The sequence below is a fragment of the Rhodoferax ferrireducens T118 genome (assembly GCF_000013605.1).
Taxonomy (GTDB): domain Bacteria; phylum Pseudomonadota; class Gammaproteobacteria; order Burkholderiales; family Burkholderiaceae_C; genus Rhodoferax; species Rhodoferax ferrireducens.
The window spans coordinates 92,534-114,749 of sequence record NC_007901.1; the positions used below are offsets into that span (position 1 = coordinate 92,534).

The 22,216-nt window shown below is 55.3% G+C and carries 25 protein-coding genes, 1 pseudogene and 1 CRISPR repeat array; of the genes and pseudogenes, 14 read left to right on the forward strand and 12 right to left on the reverse strand.

Annotation, left to right across the window (positions count from 1 at the left end; genetic code table 11):
- Positions 1–11: 11 nt before the first annotated feature.
- Both RFER_RS21940 and RFER_RS21945 read right to left on the reverse strand, forming a co-directional pair.
- A complete protein-coding gene (locus RFER_RS21940) occupies positions 12–1,253 on the reverse strand; it encodes a tyrosine-type recombinase/integrase (RefSeq protein WP_011458725.1) in 1,242 nt (413 codons plus the stop codon).
- A complete protein-coding gene (locus RFER_RS21945) occupies positions 1,250–1,594 on the reverse strand; it encodes a hypothetical protein (RefSeq protein WP_011458724.1) in 345 nt (114 codons plus the stop codon). Before RFER_RS21945 ends, RFER_RS21940 begins: the two co-directional genes overlap by 4 nt.
- Before the next feature lie 281 nt (positions 1,595–1,875).
- Between RFER_RS21945 and RFER_RS25150 the strand changes: the two are divergent.
- The 6 genes and pseudogenes from RFER_RS25150 to RFER_RS21970 all read left to right on the forward strand — a co-directional run.
- Positions 1,876–2,211 (forward strand): annotated as a pseudogene (locus tag RFER_RS25150) (DNA-binding protein); the annotation flags it as partial.
- A 116-nt stretch (positions 2,212–2,327) separates the two neighbouring features.
- Positions 2,328–2,732 (forward strand): hypothetical protein, encoded by a 405-nt coding sequence (locus RFER_RS24765; RefSeq protein ID WP_244095921.1) that lies wholly within the window; start codon positions 2,328–2,330, stop codon positions 2,730–2,732.
- Positions 2,725–3,021: a DUF1294 domain-containing protein gene (locus RFER_RS21955; RefSeq protein ID WP_011458722.1), complete on the forward strand. Its 297-nt coding sequence runs from the start codon at positions 2,725–2,727 to the stop codon at positions 3,019–3,021. The genes RFER_RS24765 and RFER_RS21955 overlap by 8 nt, the downstream gene beginning before the upstream one ends.
- 118 nt (positions 3,022–3,139) lie before the next feature.
- Complete coding sequence (locus RFER_RS21960) at positions 3,140–3,412, forward strand: hypothetical protein (RefSeq protein ID WP_011458721.1); 273 nt, start codon at positions 3,140–3,142, stop codon at positions 3,410–3,412.
- 65 nt (positions 3,413–3,477) lie between these two features.
- Positions 3,478–4,416, forward strand: coding sequence for a hypothetical protein (locus RFER_RS21965; RefSeq protein WP_011458720.1), 939 nt, complete (start codon positions 3,478–3,480; stop codon positions 4,414–4,416).
- A 117-nt stretch (positions 4,417–4,533) separates the two neighbouring features.
- Positions 4,534–6,330, forward strand: a complete 1,797-nt coding sequence (locus RFER_RS21970) for a phosphoadenosine phosphosulfate reductase family protein (protein ID WP_011458719.1) — start codon at positions 4,534–4,536, stop codon at positions 6,328–6,330.
- A 222-nt stretch (positions 6,331–6,552) separates the two neighbouring features.
- Here RFER_RS21970 and RFER_RS21975 read toward each other — a convergent pair whose 3' ends face one another.
- Entirely contained in the window at positions 6,553–6,936 is a 384-nt protein-coding gene (locus RFER_RS21975; RefSeq protein ID WP_011458718.1) for a hypothetical protein, read from the reverse strand.
- Positions 6,937–7,032: 96 nt separating this feature from the next.
- Between RFER_RS21975 and RFER_RS21980 the strand changes: the two genes are divergently transcribed.
- The 3 genes from RFER_RS21980 (at position 7,033) to RFER_RS23695 (ending at position 9,207) form a co-directional block, all read left to right on the forward strand.
- A complete protein-coding gene (locus RFER_RS21980) occupies positions 7,033–8,205 on the forward strand; it encodes a hypothetical protein (RefSeq protein WP_011458717.1) in 1,173 nt (390 codons plus the stop codon).
- A gap of 95 nt (positions 8,206–8,300) precedes the next feature.
- Positions 8,301–8,531: a hypothetical protein gene (locus tag RFER_RS24340; protein ID WP_166485905.1), complete on the forward strand. Its 231-nt coding sequence runs from the start codon at positions 8,301–8,303 to the stop codon at positions 8,529–8,531.
- Complete coding sequence (locus tag RFER_RS23695; RefSeq protein WP_166485906.1) at positions 8,524–9,207, forward strand: methyltransferase domain-containing protein; 684 nt, start codon at positions 8,524–8,526, stop codon at positions 9,205–9,207. The genes RFER_RS24340 and RFER_RS23695 overlap by 8 nt, the downstream gene beginning before the upstream one ends.
- Before the next feature lie 60 nt (positions 9,208–9,267).
- Here RFER_RS23695 and RFER_RS23185 read toward each other — a convergent pair whose 3' ends face one another.
- Both RFER_RS23185 and RFER_RS22000 read right to left on the reverse strand, forming a co-directional pair.
- A complete protein-coding gene (locus tag RFER_RS23185; protein WP_011458715.1) occupies positions 9,268–9,903 on the reverse strand; it encodes a YkgJ family cysteine cluster protein in 636 nt (211 codons plus the stop codon).
- Between the two features lie 20 nt (positions 9,904–9,923).
- The gene (locus tag RFER_RS22000) at positions 9,924–11,165 is read right to left on the reverse strand and encodes a hypothetical protein (protein ID WP_011458714.1); all 1,242 of its coding nucleotides are present in this window, start codon (positions 11,163–11,165) and stop codon (positions 9,924–9,926) included.
- 290 nt (positions 11,166–11,455) lie between these two features.
- Between RFER_RS22000 and RFER_RS24345 the strand changes: the two genes are divergently transcribed.
- Both RFER_RS24345 and RFER_RS22010 read left to right on the forward strand, forming a co-directional pair.
- Complete coding sequence (locus RFER_RS24345; protein ID WP_166485907.1) at positions 11,456–11,623, forward strand: hypothetical protein; 168 nt, start codon at positions 11,456–11,458, stop codon at positions 11,621–11,623.
- A 116-nt stretch (positions 11,624–11,739) separates the two neighbouring features.
- Complete coding sequence (locus tag RFER_RS22010) at positions 11,740–12,219, forward strand: hypothetical protein (protein WP_166485908.1); 480 nt, start codon at positions 11,740–11,742, stop codon at positions 12,217–12,219.
- A 335-nt stretch (positions 12,220–12,554) separates the two neighbouring features.
- On the opposite strand, the gene RFER_RS22015 is transcribed toward RFER_RS22010, so the two are convergent.
- Together RFER_RS22015 and RFER_RS22020 are read right to left on the reverse strand one after the other, a co-directional pair.
- Positions 12,555–13,853, reverse strand: coding sequence for a Y-family DNA polymerase (locus tag RFER_RS22015; protein WP_011458712.1), 1,299 nt, complete (start codon positions 13,851–13,853; stop codon positions 12,555–12,557).
- A gap of 6 nt (positions 13,854–13,859) precedes the next feature.
- Positions 13,860–14,300: a LexA family protein gene (locus tag RFER_RS22020; RefSeq protein ID WP_011458711.1), complete on the reverse strand. Its 441-nt coding sequence runs from the start codon at positions 14,298–14,300 to the stop codon at positions 13,860–13,862.
- A gap of 92 nt (positions 14,301–14,392) precedes the next feature.
- Here RFER_RS22020 and RFER_RS22025 point away from each other — a divergent pair, with 92 nt between their 5' ends.
- The 3 genes from RFER_RS22025 (at position 14,393) to RFER_RS22035 (ending at position 17,000) form a co-directional block, all read left to right on the forward strand.
- Entirely contained in the window at positions 14,393–14,758 is a 366-nt protein-coding gene (locus RFER_RS22025) for a hypothetical protein (protein ID WP_011458710.1), read from the forward strand.
- Between the two features lie 4 nt (positions 14,759–14,762).
- Positions 14,763–15,410, forward strand: coding sequence for an SOS response-associated peptidase (locus RFER_RS22030; protein WP_011458709.1), 648 nt, complete (start codon positions 14,763–14,765; stop codon positions 15,408–15,410).
- A gap of 516 nt (positions 15,411–15,926) precedes the next feature.
- Positions 15,927–17,000, forward strand: a complete 1,074-nt coding sequence (locus tag RFER_RS22035; protein WP_011458708.1) for a hypothetical protein — start codon at positions 15,927–15,929, stop codon at positions 16,998–17,000.
- A gap of 35 nt (positions 17,001–17,035) precedes the next feature.
- Positions 17,036–18,553: a CRISPR direct-repeat array (repeat unit 30 nt; unit sequence CCTTCAATCCCCGCGCAACGCGGGGCGCAC).
- 21 nt (positions 18,554–18,574) lie between these two features.
- Here RFER_RS22035 and cas2e read toward each other — a convergent pair.
- The 5 genes from cas2e to csf2 all read right to left on the reverse strand — a co-directional run bounded on the left by cas2e (position 18,575) and on the right by csf2 (position 22,089).
- Entirely contained in the window at positions 18,575–18,931 is a 357-nt protein-coding gene (cas2e, locus tag RFER_RS25155; RefSeq protein WP_084795580.1) for a type I-E CRISPR-associated endoribonuclease Cas2e, read from the reverse strand.
- On the reverse strand, positions 18,834–19,667 hold the full coding sequence (cas1e, locus tag RFER_RS22045; protein ID WP_011458705.1) for a type I-E CRISPR-associated endonuclease Cas1e: 834 nt from the start codon (positions 19,665–19,667) through the stop codon (positions 18,834–18,836). The genes cas2e and cas1e overlap by 98 nt, the downstream gene beginning before the upstream one ends.
- 79 nt (positions 19,668–19,746) lie before the next feature.
- Positions 19,747–20,253 (reverse strand): type I-E CRISPR-associated protein Cas6/Cse3/CasE, encoded by a 507-nt coding sequence (locus RFER_RS22050; protein ID WP_166485910.1) that lies wholly within the window; start codon positions 20,251–20,253, stop codon positions 19,747–19,749.
- Positions 20,254–20,276: 23 nt separating this feature from the next.
- Complete coding sequence (gene csf3, locus RFER_RS22055) at positions 20,277–20,957, reverse strand: type IV CRISPR-associated protein Csf3 (protein WP_011458703.1); 681 nt, start codon at positions 20,955–20,957, stop codon at positions 20,277–20,279.
- Between the two features lies 1 nt (position 20,958).
- Positions 20,959–22,089 carry a type IV CRISPR-associated protein Csf2 gene (gene csf2, locus RFER_RS22060; protein ID WP_166485911.1) on the reverse strand — a complete coding sequence of 377 codons (1,131 nt, stop codon included), beginning with the start codon at positions 22,087–22,089 and terminating at the stop codon, positions 20,959–20,961.
- Positions 22,090–22,216 lie beyond the last annotated feature (127 nt).

Consider the following 22,216-nt stretch of genomic DNA (forward strand, 5'->3'; position numbering starts at 1 on the left):
ATAGTCCGTCCTCAGAGATAGAACTCGCCGGGTTCCTTGGTGCGGTTGTCTTCAATGCGTTCGAGAGCATCGCGCCTTTTACGATTATCAGCGTGGTGATACATCTGTGAAGTGGTGTTGATGCTGGCGTGGCCCAAGCGGTCGGCAGCATCCCTGATCGGGTACTCGGCATTGATGGCCTCAGAGGCACCGCTGTGTCTGAACCAGTGCGGTGAAATGTTGCGGATGCTCTCAATCAGTTGTTCATGCTCGTCCAGCGGAAGTTCAGTGCCTTCGCGCTCGAGGCGCGCGGCGGTGGCCTCTGCGACGAGCTTGACCTCGCGGTAGATGGAAGTCGAGGTGCAAGGCTTGTTCGGAGTGCGGCCTTTGCCAGGCCGGATCGGGAGAATAGCCGGCTGATCCTCCATGACAGCAAGGAGGGACGGCAGCTCGTTATGCATCCGGTATTGGCTCAGCTCCATGATCACACCGCTGGTTACTTCGAAGGATCGTTCTTTGCGGCCTTTCCCAACGACGGTCAGGGTCCAGATGTTGTGATGCTTCTTGAAGGAGGACATCTTGATCGACGACGCCTCGGCCAGCCTGATCCATAACCCGTAGAGCATGACAATGATCCAGCGCCGGCGGGCCGCTCGCAACAACTTCTCTTTGTCTGTGGCTTCGAGTCTGGATATTTCGATGGTCACAAGCATTTCGGCGTACACGCGCGGTGAAAAATGACGCGATACCTTGTGGACGCGGTGGTCCATTAGCCGTGACAACCGCAACGTAGGGTTGTGTCTGACGTAGGCTTCGCTCCCGGAATCGATGGACTTGCCAAGAAACGTATAAAGCGCCGAAACCGAAGACAGCGCATGCGCCATGGAACGGGGAAGATGCTCTTTCAGGAAAGGCTGGCTGGTCAGCCGATATTTGGTCAGCAAGTGCCCAGGAAGGACGGTAGGTTGGAACGGTTGGTCCTCGGAGCCTCGCTTGTCTTCCGGGCGGCCCAGGGCCAGAAGGTAGGTCTGTACGTCGTCTTCTGAAGCTACTTGAAGGTGTGATGACTGAGTAGGTCCACGTCGAAATTCGAGCCACGCCAGCCAGCGCTTGCCCTCCTTGAAATAGGTTCTGAATGTGTTCGGACTGCGCAGCTTGTAAATCGCCAGCCACTGCCCCATCGCCTGGGCATCCGCTGAGATCGGGGCGTTGCCCTGACCTACGGCCGGAAGCTGGAAATCAAAGCCATCAGAGCGCGCGATTTCCGAGTTCATTGCGCTTTGTCCGAGCCAAGAAAGTCAAGCAACTGCTTGTTCGGAAATTTTTCGGCAATCGTGTCTGCATCCAACGCGGTCTTCCCGGCTTCTTCTGACTGTTTCTTGCAGGCCGTGGCTTGATCGCTGACTGAATACTTTGTCAGACAATCGGAGAGATGCACGGCGCTCAGGGTAGCGCTTGCACGCAAGGCTTCCTGGCCTTGCTCGATCATCAAGGTGTAGCCGCGAGCCATACCCGCAAGCACGAGCGCGAGGATGATGAGGACCTGGGCCTTGTACCAAAGAGATTCGCGGGTGGTCAGATTGCCGCCGTCCTGGGCACTGGATGTGGTTTTCATTGTTTCTGTTTCTGTTTTTGTTTGCACGACATCATGATGCGGTGTGGTCTATGGTTTGGCAAGTTTTTAGACACCTGCGAACGGTTGCAACCCATGGACAACACCTTTTGGACTATGCCTGCGTCAAGGAATGCGGGCGGCTGTCGAGGTGTCGCTGCCTCGCGCTATGCTTGTGAATGTGAAACTATGAATCGGTTCATAATTGGGCAAAGATAACAGATAACGTTATCTCTGTTATCTGTTACCTGTTATCTTTTCAATCGATATTTTGGGAATCACTGATGAGCAAGCTAATTACCCCCGAGTCCGTGGCGACTGCCGCCCAAAGCATCGTTGACCGGGGAGGGCGTGTTTCTGTTCGTTCGGTCATTGACGAACTAGGTGGTGGCTCACCAAACGCGGTCTCGCCATTGATCAATGAGTGGAAGGCGAGTCGGTCTACTTCGTTGCCAGTACCGGATATAGCCATCAACCCAGCGATTATCCAGCTCATTGCCCGGCAGGTATCCATAGCGTCTGTCGAAGCCGCCAGAGAGGCCGATACACGGGCCGCTGAGGTCATTGCCGATGCCGAAGTCATCGCCGCAGCGGGCAGGGCGGCAGAGGACTTGGTTGCACGGCTGCAAGTCGCGCTCAATGGAGCCAATGAGCGAGTTCAACAGCAAACGGGCAGTTGGATGAACGAGCGCTCGAGATTAAGCAAGTCCGACAGGATTGTGCCGAGCAAGTTGCCTTGTCGCAGGGCAGGGCGCAGAGTGAGCGCGAGACAGCCGAAGCGGTGCGCCAGGACCTCGTGCGGGCGCAAATTCGAGTGGAAGGGGTGCCCCGGCTGGAAGCGGAGAACGCCACTCTACAGGATCGGCTGCGCGAGATTGAGAATGCGGTCGCAGCGGCGCGACAAGCGGAGGCGGTGGCCACAGCCAAACAAGAGGCCGAATCCGTTCGGGCTACAGAGTGCCTGGGACGAGAAAAGCTGGCGCTGGCGCACATTCAGCGGCTCGAAGCAGGTTTGGACGAGTCGCGGTTGCGTGAGCGAGCAATGATCGACCGCTCACAGCAGTTGGAGCGAGACCTGGTAGCGGCGCAGTCCAATCTTGCCCTGCTCAAGGGGCCGGCCGCCCTGGTTTCACATGGCTAATGGCGCTGGCTCAGTTCTGACGCTCATTGCGTGGTACGTCCTGGCCAGCCTGATTACGCTTGGCGTTTATGCGAAGGACAAGCGCGCGGCCCAAGCGGGTCAGTGGCGAACGCCGGAATCCACGCTCCATCTTTTGTCTTTGGCCGGTGGGTGGCCGGGGGCCTTGGTCGCCTTGCGATTTCTCCGGCACAAGACGAAGAAGCAGGCTTTCCAATGGGTGCTGGGGCTCACCGTTTTCGCCAATATGGGTGCGCTTCTTTGGCTGTTGACTGGATTTGACTCAGTGTGAGCGAGACAAACCGGCAGGCGAAGTCCTGCGTCGGGTTTTGGCATTTGGTCCAGCTCAAAACACTCAAAAACCTCATAAGTTGCTATACTGAAGTCACTTTTCGCTCTGGCGAGATTCGTTGACTGCGCGTCAGCATTTCAATTCATTTGACCTGACCGGGACTACTCCCGGTATCCGCGGTCGATTCTTTGTCATTTTCAATGACGAGAAAAAAGGCAATTCAGAAACCGAAAACGTGAGTTCTGCACTCAGCAGACGCGTGGGCAATCCACGCGCAACTAACCTGTTGACGCTCAACTGCTGGCGCTGGAAACTGTTTTGGCGCGGCTTGAATCCGAGCTGCCCTCTCGAATCGAAGCCCCATGCTGCGCAAGCAGCGGCGGCAAATTAATCAATCACCCTGCGGGTTTTGCCCGTCGGGCAGAACTCATTGGGTCAAATCAAAAAGGACTCCCAATGAAAACTCGTGAATTACTTGCAGTTAATCTCTTTGGCAGCAAGGATACGCCCCTGGCTCAGTTTTTTAAACTGAGCATCATGGCTGCAATGGCAGCGCGTGTCATGGAAGGGGATATGCCCTTGCAGCTGCAGCACGGCGGAACGGCACAGATCGCCTTTTATCCGTGCGAGACTCTTTTGTTCCTTGTCTGCCCGGCACTGGAGCGCGTTCCCCGTTTGATCGTTAACATCACGCCGCATAGCGCGGTGACCAACCAACCAGCGGAAATTTGCATCGAAGTGGAATTGGTCGATGTGTACGCACCTTTGATAATCAAGGTCATATTTCCCGACCAAATCTTCGGCATGGAACGCCTGCTCGCTGGATCCGACAAGACCCTCTACCGTGGCTTCTACTTCAACACCACGCCAGGCGCACCTTACTCAAACCTCTTTTCGGTTCTGAATAGCGTTTCGCTGGGCTTCTCTGTTGGGTTGACGGCGCACCTACAAGAGGAGAAGGAACTGTTCAAAACGCAGTCGACTGCAAAACAGGCAGACGCCGACGCAGCAACGCGCAGTGATCCCCCAAAGTATGAAGCGGATCAAGCCGACCAGATGGTCCCATGCGCCTTGTGCAAGTGGCCGGAAGCCACTCACGCGGTGCCTTTCTGTCCCGAGTGCCTGCGCCATGTAGCACCAATGACGCGCCAAGATGAAATTCAAGCGCAGTTGGCCACACAGGGTCTTCACATGGAGCGCAGCTTGTCTGCCCTCGACGGTGAAGGGCACGCGATCATGGACATCAGCACGGGGGAGATGGTTGAAGAACCTGCCGCCGCTGTCATTGCGCTGGCCGAAGAATGGTCCGTGCTAGAAGGTATGGACGTGGATGACCCAAGCCTGCTCAGCGCACCCGCTGCTGTGGCATGGGCCCGTATCAAATCAAAACACTAGCCGCAAGGCTTGCAGCAGCAGTCAACCGCCTTCTTGGCGGCTGGTCGCTGAAATACTTAACCCGCTGGGACTCGCCCAGTGGGCGTTGTCTCAGTTTTCAAATTTGAGGCAATCACAATGAGAAGAGATCAAATATCTCTGTTCGACCTGCCGGTGATTACGATTCCTCTTGAGGAACGGGTCGCACGGGCAACGGCGACGATAGCGCGAATCTTCGAAGCCGGCACACCAATTTGCGTAAGTTTTAGTGGAGGTAAAGATTCAGGAACGTGCGCAGACCTTGTTCTGTGTGCCGCGCGAATGCTTGCTAAGACCACCAGCCATAAACCGCTAGTGATTGTCACGACCGGTGACACGCTGGTGGAGAACCCGGAAATAACGGCGCACTATCGCAAAGAACTGAAAAAGATGGAGGCATTTGGTAAGCAGCACGGATTTCGTGTCATTACCAGAATCGCAAAACCTGCACTGCTGTCTACCTGGCAGCTAAAGGTTTTGTCGGGCCGTGGGCTGCCTTCATTCGCAGGCCAAAACACGGACTGCTCTTACGATTTGAAAATATCTTCGCAGGTATCCATGAGAAAAAGCGTTTTCAGGGAACTTGCACAAGCCGGACTACCGGAAGCCGTCACGATCCTTGGCACTCGCTTCGATGAATCAGAAAAACGGTCATTGAACATGCTGCTCAGGGGTGAAAACGACTTTTCTCCGGTCCGCAACAGCGACGGTGATTTGATCTTGGCGCCCATCGCGGAGTGGGAAACTGACACTGTGTTTGAATATCTAGGCACCAGGACAGTCGGTGAGTCCTCCTATTCTGACTTTCGTGACACGCTGCGCATTTACGCCCATGCCGAAGGGCAAAGTTGCGCTATCGTCGCGTCGGTCATTCAAGACGGCATGGCCAAGCGGAAAAAGGGCGGCTGTGGCACGCGAACCGGTTGCTGGGTGTGTCAGCAGGCAGAGGACAAGTCGCTTGCCAATATGGTCGCATACGATCCGATGTACGAGTATGCGGCGGGCTTGAACAAGCTGAACGTTTTCATCCGAAACACGCGCTACGACCTTACGCGACGCCACTGGATCGGCAGGACAATCAAGGCGGGCTTCATCGCCATTGAGCCTGACACCTACTCACCAGCGATGGTGCGCGAGATCTACCGCTACATGATCCAGTTGCAGCACGACGAAGCGGTGCGAGCTCGGCGGGCCGGACAGCATCCGAAATTCACAATCTTCTCCGACGAAATGATTCTCGCGCTCGATGCGTACTGGTCGCTCAATGGCATGGCCAGGCCGTTCACTGCATGGGCTGATGCGGACGATATTCGCAGCGACAGAGTGCGTTACGACATTCCAGAGGTCGATCTCGTGCCCAGGCATGACATGCCACCGGCGATGTTCCTGCACGTGGGAACGCAATGGGATGATTCCCTGCCGACATCGGAGATTTCCGGGCTTCGGGACTCCTATATGGAGTCGTTGCTGGAGATAAGCGCCTGCGGTCCAAGTATCAAGGAAACAAGAAGCGGTAATCTGATCTGGGACCTGGAAACAGAGTCCTCCTTCAAGGTTGATTCGGAATCTACGGCCATGATCATGGACTTCGAAATGGATCGACTGCTGGAACAACACCGGCAGGGCGTCGGGTCGGCCCTGCCGGGATCGATCACGCATGGCTACAAATGGTATTTGATGTACGGAGCTATCCAGCTAAACGCAGCGCAAACCGCGAAGCATGACGAGATTTTGCGGCGCACCGCTTTCAAAGATAGTCTGGGCCTGTGCCTGGACTACGACCTGGCAGACGTGCTCAAACGGTCGGTGCGGTACTGTGATCTGCCCGATGATGCGCGCCAGGCCTGGTCCAGGAAGGCTACAACATCTTCCGCGCAAACTGACTTGATATGGTGAAACCAGTTGGGTCACTGAGATATTGCTTGGCATATTTTCAAAATTAAACCCCCGGAGGCTGACCCATAAAGTCGGCTTCCGGGGGTTTTTTATTTGGGGCTAACGCTGAGTTACGGGATAGGCAAGTCAATGGTCAGGAACCCGCCGCGAGATTCATAAATTCATGACAAATCAACTGGAACCATTAAAGCCCGGCAGGATTCCTGGCACGATCGGCGGTCGCTAATTGACTTCCTCACCGGACTGAAGTTCAACGGTCTCGTGGCTGAATGTTGGCCGCGCCATCGGGAGCGGCAACTCACGCAATCCCAGATGTCCTACGGCCAGAGATTGCGCTTTGTCGACCGAAATCGCCAGTGGAATCGCCTTGACGACCTCCGCATCAAATGAGCCAGCTAGCGTTGAAACGAAAAACTTATCGAGGTCTTGAACTTCGAGCCAATCCTCGGGGTATTCACCGAAACAGGTATCCCTAACCCGGTACACCTCAACGCCGAAGCGCTCACACAGAAGCTGGTCACTCACTTCGTCGCCCAAAAGTTCTTGAAATACTCGCATGTCCCAAATGATCTTAGAAATGGCAGTTGGATACGCCAAAAAACCCATCAAAAACTCGCCGCAATTCTGATTTAGGGCGATATGGCGGGAATAAACACAAATCTGAACCAAAATGCTGCTGAGTTGTGAACTAAGGATTGAAAAATGTCGGGACTTGGACTACCGGGCACGAGTATTGATGAACTGCCCATTGAGCAGCGCCGTCAGGTATTGCTGGACCTAGCCCGTCTTGATGACCCCATTCTGTCAATGATTGGCGGTGAACCGGGAGACTCCCCTGTTTATGTCGTGGACACGGTCTTTGACCTTGCGGCTGGTACGGAGGACGAGTCGTTAAAGGCATACGCCCGCAGTAGTTCGCTCGATGTTGCTGATCCGATTGAAGTAAGGGCCGACCCCCAGAGCGTGCACTGGGAAGTGCAAATGAGCACCTTTGGATCTTCACCGACTGTCCTGGCCATCGGCCATACACGTGACGAGGCCCTGGTTCGCATGCGCCAAGCGTTACGCGACCTGTGCGGCGATCGCGTCGTGGAAATAAAGGCCTGGGCCGAGGTTCAAAACGCCGGTTCGTTGGAAGAACTTGTACTTGCACCCACTGTGGTGGCCAAGAAAGTTCTAAGTGCCTTTGTAACGTGTGAGCGAGTAGAGTTGTTGCCCCTTCCCCTGGCCAAAGACATCGCGCTCTTGCGGGCCGACCTACGCCCACGAAAGCTCAGGCGAAAGATCTCCTATACGTTGCTCAATGAACCGCAGGGGTTGGGCAGCCAGTCCAATGGCCTGCTTATTAGGGATTGGAATATTTCCGTTCTGCATGATGAGGGTGCGCGCTACGCCAACCACCATGACCTGATCGCTGCCTTGCGACTTGGATTGAACATCGAAGATATTCAGCCATGGCCCTGTGACACCGCGCACAAGTTCCTGCTCGCCGCCGAACTGAGGGCCATCATGCGCTCGCGCGGGTACGTTGAAATTACGGACTTTGATCCAAGCGCCATGGTTTACCTTCGGGTCTCATTGCCCGAGTTTTCGAGCGAAGTCACCGGGGAAGACGTAAAGCGCCACATACCGCACAAGCTGCAGGAAAAGCCGGTATGGCCTCCGCGTGAGAGCGAAAAACAGCGCGTCGTTATTGTTTTGGATCGCGCCCGGTTGGCTTTCGAAGAAGAGCCGGAATGGGAGACGGTCTCCATTCGCAGCCTCCAAGAGTGCACAGGCCGCCTATGGGTCGAAACGAACGGACCCACTGAACGCAAGAAAAAGGCACCGATCAAAAAGCCAAAGCGCACCAAAGTGAAGACCCCGTCAAACTGACCTTCGCCTGAATATGGCAGCAACAAGTCCCGCGGGTTTGATCGGTGAGGTAGTTTGTTCGTCTCTGTTAATTATTTAGAAAGCGAGAGTCCGGCATGAGCAATGCAGATCGCGTTATTGTTTCTGGCGTTGAGATGCCTATCCATGTCACGCTTCCAGATGGGGCAGTCGACCATCAAGGGACCGCCATCGTTGAAGATGGTCATTTGTTTTTGCGGGGGTCCCCACAATTTTCTGATTGCCCAACCTATGCCGTTTATGCCCCTGGCCGGTGGCTGTCGGCGGTGGTGGACAAAGACCTTAAGAAAGAAGTTCAAAATGGTTGACGTTTCTGCCGGTACTGCCGGACTGGTCAGAACGTCGTGTGGCGAACAAGCTCCAGAGGTGGAAGACTGTATTGTTCGAGGTGCAACGGTAGTTGATTGCGGTTGCTATGGGTGGAGATTGGCGGCGCACTGCACCCGTGCCGAGGCCCGTCTCATTGGGGTGGACCAACTCGAACCGCCAGGAAGGCCTGTCGGGACCGCGTTCGCCTGCATTCATGGGTTGGCCATTGATCTTGACGACGATGTTGCCGACGTGGTTGTTGCCAGCCATATTCTTGAGCATGTTCAGGAGCCGACCGTTTTTATGCTTGAATTGATGCGTATTACGAAGCCTGGCGGCGTCATTTGGATTGAAGCGCCAAGCGAGTTGTCCGCATTGATAAATGCGTCCAGCGACTCTGAAGATCACAGTTTTTTAAGCTTTTGGGACGATCCAACGCATGTTCGCCCTTGGACACCCGGCGCGCTGTACCGACTTGCGTTAAGTTGTCAGTGTGTGCCTGTCGCGATCAGCAGATGTAACGCAGGTGGCATTCCTTCATCAAGAATGGTTGGCCGAAAACCGATGGGGTTGTCGGGTTTGCCATCAACGCGGTATGTCAGCTTGCGCGATGTAGAGCCCGGTCTTTCAAACGCGTGGCACCACGTTTGGGGCAGCAAAAACTGGTGTTCTTGACGTCCGCGTTCGCCTTCGTCGGTGTGCGAATGTGAAAACAAGTGATCGCCCGCAATTAGCTCATGGGAAGAATTGCCGTATATCCGCAAAGGCATCGGTTCCATAGGTCAATGCGGCAAACGCATGCCCGACGGGCCGCGCGCTGATTTGCGGGACGGGTAGCGACTGGGGGTCATCTCCAAGACTAAGTGACATATTTTCGAAGCTGCATGCCATTGCGTCTTTGTCTAGCACGAGCAAATCGCGACAGACAAAAGGGCGAATTTCATAAATGGTGCACCGTTTATTGGTCAAAAATGGGCATGGTGTTTCCTGTTTGCCTAGTTGGTGGGCCGGCGTCGTGTGCCTCCCCTGGCGAAGCTCGACGGCCTTTCTTCCGGTGAACTCGGCTATCCGTTTGGCTTCAATCCCGGCAATCTCGACTTGCATGTGGCAGCAGTAATCGCAACCTTCCTTACATGCCGCCTCAGGGGCCTTGAGTTCGTTGGTCATGTCCAGCAGCGAGTACAGTTTTGCCAGCTTGCTGCGCTTCGATGAGGCTTCAACCATCACCCCACGAAGGCCCTGGTCCATCTTGGCCTTCCACTCTGGCGTCATGGCGGCGTCAATGCGCTGGTGTCGCGCGTGCCAATCATTGTTTTCTTTGCGATCAGCCAGGTGCCGCAATACTTCTGGGTTGATGTCTGCGATGTTCATTTTCTTGCCTTTAGTTCGGATCAGACGCAATTTTGTTCGATGGTGGGCGCCCATTTGCCGGAAACTCGCAGTCCATCCGCGGCAGCTGTAATGAACAGGGGACTGCGCGTGTGATGAGTATTCCAAACCGGAGCTTCTGAACTGAGTTCACCCGTGACCACCACGGACTCGGTTCCAAAGTGAAGCATGCCGGGGAGGCAATTCCGATTTTCGGTACTGCAATACAGGAACGGCCGAATCGCGCGATCGTTAATAAAGGCACTGTAGTACATGGAGCGGATGAGTGAGGCAATTACAACCGAAACTGGTTTGTTTTCATCAAAAAGTACAACGGTGGGACGGTGGAGGCTTTCGTGGCGAAGCAAAATCCCAACGCTAGAAATGACCTTTTCCACTCCTTTGATTAGTTCAGCAAACCGGTCCACCTCGTCTTTAGGAAAACCTTGCGAGTCCTTTTCGAAATACTTATGAATGTAGTGTTGCGTTTGCGCCTCTGCCCCCTCAAACTGCGCAACATTTACCAACTTTGGATTCTGAATTGCACCGGCGGCCTGGCACAGCACGTAGCCGTCGCAATCATCGATGCGTTCCTTGTTGCGAATGTGCCCGTATCCTTGAAGCAGTTCTTCGAAGTTCTCCAGCAGTTTGCAGTCTTCCAGAACTTTTCTGTCCACAGCCGACAGTCCGGCCGCAACCGCATCGCGCCAATCGCGTGCGGTCGCCGTAAGTGCAAGGGGGACGCTGATCTCACGGGTATCGATGACTCGGAATCTTTGAAAAATGTCTGCCACACCGAGATCCTTGGCGGCGGTCCAGATCGGCGTTTTTTGCAACGTGTCCGCAGTGGTGTCAATGGCGATGATGCCAGGGACCTTACGAGCGGAAATCTGTTCAATCCATAGACACACGGCTGGATATGCCGCGTACTCGACCTCGCCCAGCACAACGACCGGCCGTATCTGAGACATCTCTGCGTCGGTTTGCCACAGTGCATGTAGATATGCCTCATGGCGTGCGTTTCGCGAGTGGATATGCCATGCCGGCAAAGAGCGATCCTGTCCGACATTATTTGAGAGGTTTTGCACCTCCGTCCAGTTCCGGAAACCATTGGCAACGGCGACCGCTTCCCTGATGGTTTCCAATGGATACGTGGTGCCAAAGACGGCGCCAGATCCCTTGTGCAAGCGCTTTGTCTGGGATTTCAGATTGGTGATTTGATTTCGAACGGCCGCAGATAGGGCCTTCAGGAACGAGATGTCCATGGTTTCTCCAGTGTTGACTTGCAATTGCAAATCGTCAGGGTTAATTACGTCTTCCCATTTCCCATCCGGGCTGCCGGGTCAGCAGTGGTCAAATGATAACGTATCGTTGATCGTTGATCGTTGTTTGGCACGGATTGGGTCACGGCGTGGTGTTTATGGCTATACTGACGGGACTTTGTGCCTTCGCGCGCAATTCGTTGGCCTAGAGTCAGCATTTCAAACATTTCAACCCCACCGGGACCTTTCCCGGCAGAGCTGGGTTGGTCCTGGTCAAAGATCAGGAGATACAAATGTCAATTCTCGACCAAATGGTGGCGGTGACCCTTCGGTGCAAAGGCATCGACTTCACTCAAGTCACGCGTGACCGCGCTGTTTCCTTCGTCAAATCCTTGTGCCCAGGGATGACGCCGGACCAGCAGGACGTGGTCATCAAAAACGTGCTGGGCAACCCGCACTGAAACCCAAAACAGATCCACCAGCCGTTCGGCTGGTGGATCATCAACCAATTGCTTGCATAGGTGTCAATGTCCCGTTGGGACGCATCACCTTCAGGCAAAAACAGGAGAAATACAACATGAGCGGAATCACCATTCTGAGCGCCGAGGCTGCTTGGGCCAAAACTTGTCAGAACCAAGGGTGGAATGACCAATCCAAAATTGTTCACCTCGAAGGCTTCATTCGTGAAATGAGTCTTTTCGAGAAATTTGAAACCTATTTCACCCGCGCGGCCTGTCAGGAAAACGAGGACTGTGCGGTAGCCAGAAGGGCCGCGAGTGATGCTCGGCCAATTGCTGGCGATCCACGGCTTGTCGTGCTCGAACGCTTGGGCTATGACGTTGACACCGACGACGATCAACCTGGCAAATGGATCTGGACCTCTTCAACTGATGGGTGCGACAGTTCATTCGAGACCGCCCAAGCCGCCCTTGATGGCGCATGGGCCGATGCGGTTCGCGTGACTTGGAGCCTGCTCGATATGCCTGTCGAACAGTGGGCGGCCCTGAGCCTTGAGCAACAAATCGAAGCAGTGGACAAACCATTTCCAGTGGATTGATCGAAACCACATCACTTGCCATCCAGCCGCAGGGCTGGGTGGTCTAAATCCCCTGTCCGAGATGCACCGTCCCGCTGGGCCGGAAGTTTTCAGGGCTAGGGCGCAAGCTTGGGAGGCCGTACCGCATTCTGCTTTTTCAAAACCATCGACCCCCGGTTGCCTCAGTTGGCATCCGGGGGTTTTGTCGTTTGGGGCCTTGGACGGATTTTTCTACATTGGATACCACGCCTGCTAAGACGGCGACCCGACATTTGGTCTGGCACCATCCGGCGAAGTAAAAGTGACACTGTTTTGCAAGAAATAGTGTGTCACATGCCTTCAGGGCGCAGAGGATGTCAAGCTCGTGCAACGGGGATCTCTGCCCAGCAAGTCGTGTACCCCGGCGTTCTGCGCTCCTGTTTCATGGACCAAACCCGCCTATCTCCGGCCAGCCCGGCACTGGCCATCAACACCGTGCCCCGGCCGTACCGGTGGTTGAGCTCATCCAAGGAAGCCATGAGACGGCCACGATCTGGGCCGGCGTCCTCCTCGAAATCGAGCTCGGTTTGTTGCACTGTGTCCGACTGCAGGTCGAGCAGCATGACACCGGCCTTGGCATATTTGAACCCGGGCTTGTAGATCGCTCGCAGACCAGACAGAGCGGCGCCAACAATCGCCGCGGTATCTGCGCTGGGCCGCCGCAACGGCACCGTGATGCACCGGCTGTACTGCGTATCCTTGCGAAATGGGCTGGTGCGGATAAACACCATGACTTGGCCGGCCTGACTGCCTTGTTTTCGCAGCTTGACGGCGCCACGACTGGCGAACTCGGTAACGGCCTCATTGAGCTCACGCAACTCCGTAACCGGATGCCCAAACGAGCGCGTACAGGCGATCTCCTGCTTGGGCGACGGTGCGTCATCGAATGCGATACATGAGGTGCCCTGGAGCTCCCTCACCGTGCGCTCCAGGATGACCGACCACCGGGCTCTGACCATGGCCGGATCCAGGCGGACCAATTCAAGAACGGTGGTGATACCGGACTCGTTTAGCTGCTTGGTAAGTTGCCGGCCAATGCCCCATACTTCGTTGATCTCGGTGGCCGCCATCACGGATTCCAACTCTGGCGGCGTCAGTCCAGAAAGGTCGCACACCTGGGCCAGGTGCACGGGGTAGCTGCCTGGCTTCCTTTCGGCACTCTTGGCGACATGATTGGCCAGCTTCGCAAGCGTTTTGGTCGGTCCGATGCCTATCCCACAGGGAATTCCGACCCACTGGAGTATCCGTGCGCGAATTTTGTGGGCTCGCGCGACCAGGTCGCCGGGAATCCCATCCACGGTGACGAAGCATTCGTCGATGGAATAGATTTCAGTTTTGACTCCGAGCCCGGCCGCCAGACTCATCACGCGATCGCTGATGTCGCCGTAGAGTGCAAAGTTGGCGGACAACGCGACCAATCCATGGGACTCCGCCAGGTGACGGACCTTGAACCAAGGCTCGCCCATCTTGATTCCAAGGTTTTTAGCCTCATCGCTGCGCGCTACGCACGCGCCATCGTTGTTGCTGAGCACGACCACAGGTATGCCCCGCAAACTGGGGCGAAACACGCGTTCACAGCTGGCATAAAAATTATTGCAATCAACGAGGGCGTACACGAAAAATCAGCTCAATAATTGCTTGATGGTGGCGGTAACAACACCCCAGATTTCAATGGTCTGGCCGTCCTTCGGCACGATCTCCGCGAACGTCGGATTGGCGGCCTTGAGCTTGATGCGGCCCTGGCGCTGATGGAGCTGCTTGACCGTGAAATCACCGTCCAGAATCGCGATAACGATGTGTCCGTGTCGCGGCTTGATGGCACGGTCGACCACCAGGATGTCACCGTCAAAAATCCCGGCTTCGATCATGGATTGCCCGCTTGCACGAAGAAAGTATGTCGCCTGAGGATGCGTCACAAGCAACTGAGTGAGGTCAATACGCTGCGCGCCAAGGTCTTCTGCTGGTGACGGGAAGCCGGCGCAGACCCGGTTTTTAAGCAGCAACGCCACCAGCGGAGCGTCGGAAATGAGCACCGGTTTTTGCGGCGAGAGTGTACTGATCATCCATACAGTATATGTCGCGGTTGGCAGACAGCAATGACTGGCAATTGCCGAGTCATCAAGGTACGATAAATACTGAGACTTGGAGTGAGACCATGAACACGATCGATCGACACAATCAAAAGCCGGACACCTTCTTGGTGCTGACCGCGCCAGGTGCTAGCCAAGCCGACATTAAACGGGGCATTGCGGCCGTCTGGGACGCTTTCAATGCCATCGACGTTCACCCCTACGCTGCCGCCCAGGCCGCTTTGGAGCAGGAAAATTTCGCCGAGACGGACAGCAATGACGGTGATGGCGTATTCCCGCTTACAGAGGAAGAATATCAATGGGCCACTCTCTGGCGCAACGCAGGTGAAATCGCAATGGAAGCCTGCGGTCGAAAATACGATGCTCTGGGCCCGGATCAAAATTGGACCGTTGAGCTTGATTGGTCAGATCGGGTCTTTGGATCGACATAAATTCATGTGCAGTCATTACCAAGCCCTCAAGGAAGCGGATAAATTCCGGCGCCATTTCGGTGTTGAGCCGCCGGCCGAGCCCGGAAAACATGATCTCTGGCCTGGCTACGTGGGGCCTTTCATCCGGCTTCATCCCCATGCCGACGTCGGCGACGAAGCCGTGCCGCAGCGCGAAGCCTTGACCGGATTGTTCGGCCTGGTGCCACACTGGGCAGGGGACACGACGATTGCCCGGCACACCTACAACGCCCGCACCGAGACCGTGGCAGCCAAGCCCAGTTTTCGGGAAGCATGGAAGCGAGCTCAGCATTGCATCATCCCGGCCGAGGCCTTTTATGAGCCCGATTGGCGCAGCGGGAAAGCGATACCGACTCGCATTGAACTCGACAATGGTGAACCCATGGGGATTGCCGGGCTCTGGGCATTCTGGAAGTCACCCAAGGGCGAGCTCGTTTACAGCTACACGATGTTGACGATCAATGCAGACAAGCATCCGTTGATGAGTCACTTTCACAAGCCGACAGACGAAAAGCGAATAATCGTCATCTTGCCGCCAGACCGGTACCAGGGGTGGTTGACTGCCCCTGCCGCGCACAGCATGAAGTTCATGATGCCGATTGGGGCGGGGGACTTGCGGGCGGTTGCCGGGTGATGAGGAATCAGGGCGGATGCAGATCGCCGTTTCGACCGACCCACCACCATCCGGCGAAGTAAAAGTGTCACATACCCATGTGCAACCTGCATGCAGACTCGCTTTTTGCGCAGACGTGACGATTTCATCGAATTTCGTGGAGCGAAAAAATGTGCAAAGTGACACTTTTACTTGCCAGATTCGCCAAGTGACAAATTTAGTTCCTGATTTTTGGAACTAAAAGTGTCACAACATTGGGCTCGCTCCAATGGTTGCACCATTTATTGGTGAGGCACTTTTGCTTCGCCGGTTGGCCCGCGGAGACTATGGTACTTGTTTGTGTCGCAGTTTTGCCCCGGGGGGTAAGTTTGCGTCGCGATTTCGGCCAATCCAGGGGACATTATTGTGTCACCTGACTATCTCTCTCCCGACGCCAATCCCCTGCCATCAATTGCGATGTTGTTGATATATCCAATTATCAACAACATCAACGGTCTTGAAGTGATGTTTATGACGTAAGACGTGATAACTGTTACCATGAGCGTTACTTTAAATAAGCACTTGGAGATCGGCGTGATTCGTAAAATTCTTTCGTCTGGAACTGGTGGCGAGAATGCCAATTCGTACCTCAACGATGCGCTGGCTGAGTTGTCGGGCGTGCTTGCCCGGCTGGCGGACTCCGGCACCACCGCAAGACTCGCGTACGCAGAAATTCTGGAAGAATTGTTGGTGCGCTATGAAGAAACGCCCAATGGCGCCCAACTGATGGAGTTTGTTGGGGCGTTCAACCGTAAGCGAGAGTCCACATGCGCCAGGTTGCCGCTGGGGACCGCTGGCACGGCTGCAGAGGCAGTAGCCACCTTTCGGAATAAGGTGGCCAAGGGTTACCGCACCCGGCTTCCGCTAAGCACGGTGTCGCCTGACCTGGCCCAGCGGGTGGCCGCCATGTTTGACGAGATCGTGGGAGAACTGCGCGCGGCACTGTCTCAGAGCGCCATCAAGGAAATGGCGATAGTTCAGGCTGCCCACCAACAGGAGCTTGAGCGGATTCAGTCTCTTGCCAGGAAGGAGGTTGAGTTGTTGGAGGCCGATCAAGCTGCGTTGTCGTCAAGGCTTGGCGCAGCCAATGACAATGTTGCACATTTGACGCTTGCGTTGGAACAGAAGAATGATCGGATCGGCGAACTCGCGCAATCTCTAGATTCTGTCCAGTCTCGATTGCAGCAGTCGGCTTCAAAGGAGGCGGTTGCAGTCACCAGGGGCAGTTTGATGGAGGAAAAGTTGCGCGCGCTTGAGGTGACCAATGCACGCCTGACTGCTGCCGAGAGTGATGAGCGTAAGAAGCGCCTTCTCACGTTGGATGAAAACCGCCAGATGGGGCTGGCGCTTGAGGCCACGAAACAGCAAAACCAGTCTCTAAACCTCCAGCTTGAGTCGATTCAAAGTAAAGCAAATGATTTGACCAAACGAGTTGAAAATGGTGAACAGAGAATAAGCGCCCTGTTGAAGAGAGTTCAAACGGCGCAATTGCCAAGCGAGCCTGCGGGCCGCCAGCGCCGAATTGGTCCTTTGCACAGGGCAATGAAGAAGACACAATTGACTAAAAAATAAATCGTGCTGGATTTTCGTGCCGTTCCATGAACACTCTTTCAATCCCCGCGCAACGCGGGGCGCACTGTGGCGCGACTCGTACTGATCTGATCAGTAACCTTCAATCCCCGCGCAACGCGGGGCGCACAAACGCTGGGTCGCCAGGGCGGCTTGATACTTCCTTCAATCCCCGCGCAACGCGGGGCGCACGCGATTTCAGAACCTCATCAAGACAGGTTTTCACTTCAATCCCCGCGCAACGCGGGGCGCACCACAACCGCATCACAGTGACTGGCGCCTATTACCTTCAATCCCCGCGCAACGCGGGGCGCACGACAACCTGTACTGGCTTGGGACCAAGCCCAACCTTCAATCCCCGCGCAACGCGGGGCGCACTTGGACACTTGACCTGTGCCTCTGTACCTTACCCTTCAATCCCCGCGCAACGCGGGGCGCACCTCAGCTGCATGCCTCAATAGAGTTGCCATATCCTTCAATCCCCGCGCAACGCGGGGCGCACCGCAGTGTCCACCAAAGGGATGATCTTGCCTACCTTCAATCCCCGCGCAACGCGGGGCGCACAAACAGCGTGACTGCCAATTGGATATTGTCGACCTTCAATCCCCGCGCAACGCGGGGCGCACTTTGTGGTCATCGCCGTCCCTCTTCCAACACCCCTTCAATCCCCGCGCAACGCGGGGCGCACCCACAAAACTTTCAACAGTCACATCATCATTCACTTCAATCCCCGCGCAACGCGGGGCGCACCCTCGCCAGTTCTCTGACTTCCTGCACAGCTACCTTCAATCCCCGCGCAACGCGGGGCGCACAGAAGAAAAGTTGGGATCGGCGAACACAATGTCCTTCAATCCCCGCGCAACGCGGGGCGCACGGCTTTCGCGTGTTCTTACGCCCATCGGACTCCCTTCAATCCCCGCGCAACGCGGGGCACACTATGCAGGTGTCTACGAAATCGACCACACGTTCCTTCAATCCCCGCGCAACGCGGGGCGCACACGGCGTTCTGTTGAATTATCACGAGGCATATCCTTCAATCCCCGCGGAACGCGGGGCGCACCGCTGTGGTTTCAGCAGGACCGGTGGCGCATCCCTTCAATCCCCGCGCAACGCGGAGCGAACGCCATGGCGAAGCATGTGGACGGTGCTGCCCTCCTTCAAACCCCGCGCAACGCGGGGCGCACCGTGGCCAAGAACCGTTGCGCCACCAGTCTAGCCTTCAATCCCCGCGCAACGCGGGGCGCACGCCTGCAACCGGGTAACCACTGGCTGCCATTAACTTCAATCCCCGCGCAACGCGGGGCGCACCTTTGGCGCGTGACAAATAGGCGGAAAGATTGCCTTCAATCCCCGCGCAACGCGGGGCGCACGAAGTAGTTGTGAAGAATGGATGGCTCGATTTCCTTCAATCCCCGCGCAACGCGGGGCGCACGGCGTTTCTATATGGTGTGTCGACTGGTTTTACCTTCAATCCCCGCGCAACGCGGGGCGCACCTCAACCCGGCCACAGGACTCTTTGGTGTCTTCCTTCAATCCCCGCGCAACGCGGGGCGCACTCTGACATCTATGTTGTTGATTTAATTTGGTTTTTCAATTAGCTGCAATCCGTCGTACTCAATAATGCGCCTATCGTTGAGTCCGAGTTGCTTGAGTCGCACACCCATTGGATGTTTCTTGGACTGAGCAACAATCATTCCGACGCATTTTGATCTCTCTAGTATGGAGACAACTTCGAGCAGTTGCTTTGTGTTGACGGACCCTACAAACAGATGTGCCTGAGGTTCTAGGAAAAGGTTCCGCAACATGCCGCGCACAGATGTACTGGGTCCAACCAGACTAATCGTGACAATCATGATCCGTCCCAAAGATATTTTCAAGATGTCCAAGCAGTGTTTCAAACATGCTTTCCCTAGAGAACAAATCCCGACAACCATGCCGAACAGCCATGTTCAGGTTGGACGGACTGGTAGCTGCTATCTCAAACGCCAGCGGTACTACCGTCTTAAACTTCACCGTATCGGCTAAATCAAACACCAATGATCTCGGGTTCCCGCTATGCACTACGCCGATGCCAGGATGGTATCCCGCTGCAAGAATGGCTACTTCGCAGAGCGCATACAAGCAACTGGTGGCAAATCCGATGCTTGTATTCAGGGCTGATTTTTCCTCTCTGCCTTGCCAGACCATTCCAAGTTTATCGGCCAGATTCACGTAAATCTCTTTCACCCGCGATCCTTCTAGCCCCCTCAACTTCTCGATGGTAAAACTTGGAGGCATGTGGTCATCAAACATGAGCCCATAAAGCCGGGACGCTGCAGCAATTCGCTCCCGTTGGTTAGTGTGGATTGCTGCCTGGCGTAAAACTCTTGACGCATCTTGGTGTGCGTGCGCAGCCGCGTAAAACCGGGTTCCACCTTCTCCTACCCACATCAGCAGTGTGCCATTTTCTCCGCAAAGCTTCATCGCTTCATGCGTAACGCTCACGCCCGGCTCGATCATCAGACATGACACCATCGAGCCAGGTATTTCGATGGCAGACTCTGCTTGGCATAACAATAAGCAATGCCCATCGACGCGCAGAATTCCCTTCTCCAAAAATAGATATGGAATTCTGTTCTTGTGCGCCATGCGAACTGGTGCAGGAACACGAAAGGGCATATCGAAACTCATATCGATGACCCTACACTTTGACTTGCAGTGGTAAAGAACTTATGCATGATTATCCGATCACAAGCATGCACTAAAAGAATCAATGGGCCAGCATACCCAAACCAAAACGCTTACCTCGCCCGATGCCTTGCCGCCAGGTCAGCGCACACGCTAGCGTGTCACCGGCAGTCACAGTCGTGGTGACACTGGCTACGGGGATTCTGATGTTCTGGCGGTTGTCTGTGGCGTGTTTGACACCACATCTATATTGAAAATTGGTCACAGCAAGACTTGCCACCTTAAAGCCGGCAGATTCAATCTTTTCCGCGCACCAGTCCGCGAGGTGAGCTTCTGGTACGGCGTTTTCATGCTCAGAGCCCCATACCGCCGCGAGATCAAGATGCACTGGCGCGTTCGCACGAAAGGCCGAAACCGATGTCTTGTTTTTCGGCAGGTTGCCCCGAACCCGAATCATTCCGCCATCAATGCGGTAAATGAATTCAGGGCGTGCGAATCTGCCCTGAGACTCAACGGCCCGTGCCACGTGCTGCCAGACGAGTTGGTGAATCCGATACAAGTCGGTTTCAATGTCCGGCAGTGCAATCAACAGCTCACGCGGCAGGTGCTCACCTAAGCCTGGCATGGCATCCAGCAGTAGCTTTTATTGGTCCAGTAGGGCGAATGTGTCGAGCCGATACCCGGATACATGGTGTCCTCCAGCTTGTCCGGCGCATTGCGGTTTTTCCAGCGCGTCGTGGCTGATTCGTCGGCGACCACGCGAAACAACCGACCGTCTTCAAACGGCGCCAGCGCACCATGGCCAAGTCGGGTTTTAACCCCGATGCCATCGATTTCCAGCAACAGCGATTCAAGTGCCTCTTTGTCCCCGATGCACCACGCGTGAAGTTCCTCGGCGTGCTCGAGCGTGTAGTACAGCGCCGCATTCTTGCCAATGCCGCGCACGGTATCGATGATCGATCCCCCCTTGGCTTCAACGATGCCGTCACCGATGGCGCGGGCCATGTCGTTGACCGGCGTCTTGGCCGTCAGGTAGCGACGCTGCTGGCCATGAAAGCCAATGACTTGCAGCTTGGACGCTTTCCAGCACCACCCGGCTTTTGATTCGTATTTTTCAAATGGCAAATCACAAATCAGGTGGTCGTATTGGCGCTCTTCTCCCAGTGCTGACACGCTGGCAGTTCGCAGGGCATCGCGTACAACCGCGTGCGCGATGAGTCCATCAAAATGCACACCATACGCGGGCGGCGACCAAGGCCCGACCAGTTTGAATTCGATGCGTAGCGGCTCCATATCACGCCTCGCTGGTAGCCACTTCTTTGGCTTTCATTTTTGGTGCCTTTTTGACTGCAACGTCTGTCGGGTAAACAGCACTCAACGCAGCCGGCTCCGCCGCCGCCTCTAGCTCTGCCCGCATAGCCGCAATGTAGGGCTCAACGCCTGTTGACGAGGTGTAGCCGGGGGCTTCGCCGACGAGCACCTGGTCAACCTGCACGTCCCCACCCTGAAAGAGTTGCAGACTTGCAGTGAAGGAGCCACGACCGCGCACCGCGCCGCCGCCAAGTGCGTTGCGGTTGGCCCAAGACGCGACGGCTGCCAACAGCAGGCCAATCTGAGCGTCGGTGGCATCGCGCACCGTCATGCCGAAATACAGTTGCACGCCTGGAATGATCGCCTCGACCTGGGTGAAGGTGTTGAGGTCGTTGGTTTTCAGCTTTTCAGAGTCTTTGAGGAAAACCCCGTCGGCTTTTGCTGTTGCCTTTTGATCTCGTTTGGCTTGATTGGCGCCGAATTTGCTGGCCATGTGCTCTTCGTAAGCCTGCTCAACGTTCTCGATGACATCCCACTGGGGCAGTCGCTCAAAATCATCTTTTGAAGCAATCAGCGTTTTCTCAATGATCTGATTGGGCGTGGCATTCAGACACGACGCTTGGTAGCGCTGTGGGAAAAGGTCTTTTGTGCATTCAAGCATCGGGAAAAGATCGCGCTCGCCGCGCACTTTGGACTCGTACATGAAACTACCGCCGCCCCACAAACCTGCAAAGAGGTTGTCTTGTGCCGCAATCAGTTGTTGGTAACTTGCGCCGCCCGCATTGATGCCGGTGCGAGAGAACGACCCCCGCATGATTGATAGATACAAGTTACGGGAGATCAGATGTTTCGAACGACTCAATTCCTGCATCAAGACGCCGCCTGCGGCGCGGCGGATCAATCCGCGCACGGAATTCATGGAAATGTAGGGAATATTCGGAATCAAGAAATTGCCACCGGGCGCGTGTGAAATAACAGAGGTTTTGGCCTGTGATGTCAGCCCCTCCGTTTTCCCGTCCGGTGAGGTCTGGTGGGTGTGGGCGGTCAGTGTGATGACGCCGCGAATTGAAACCGTTGTGCGTTGAGCGGGAGTTGTTGCCATAAATAAATCCAATTATTAAGTTCAAACGTGCCGACTATATCTTACACTTCACACAAACATAATTAGTTTAGGTATTTTTATGATGACAAGTCAAGAAAAGCAGGTTTTACTGAGATTCGCCCATCCTTGTGGCGTGCGC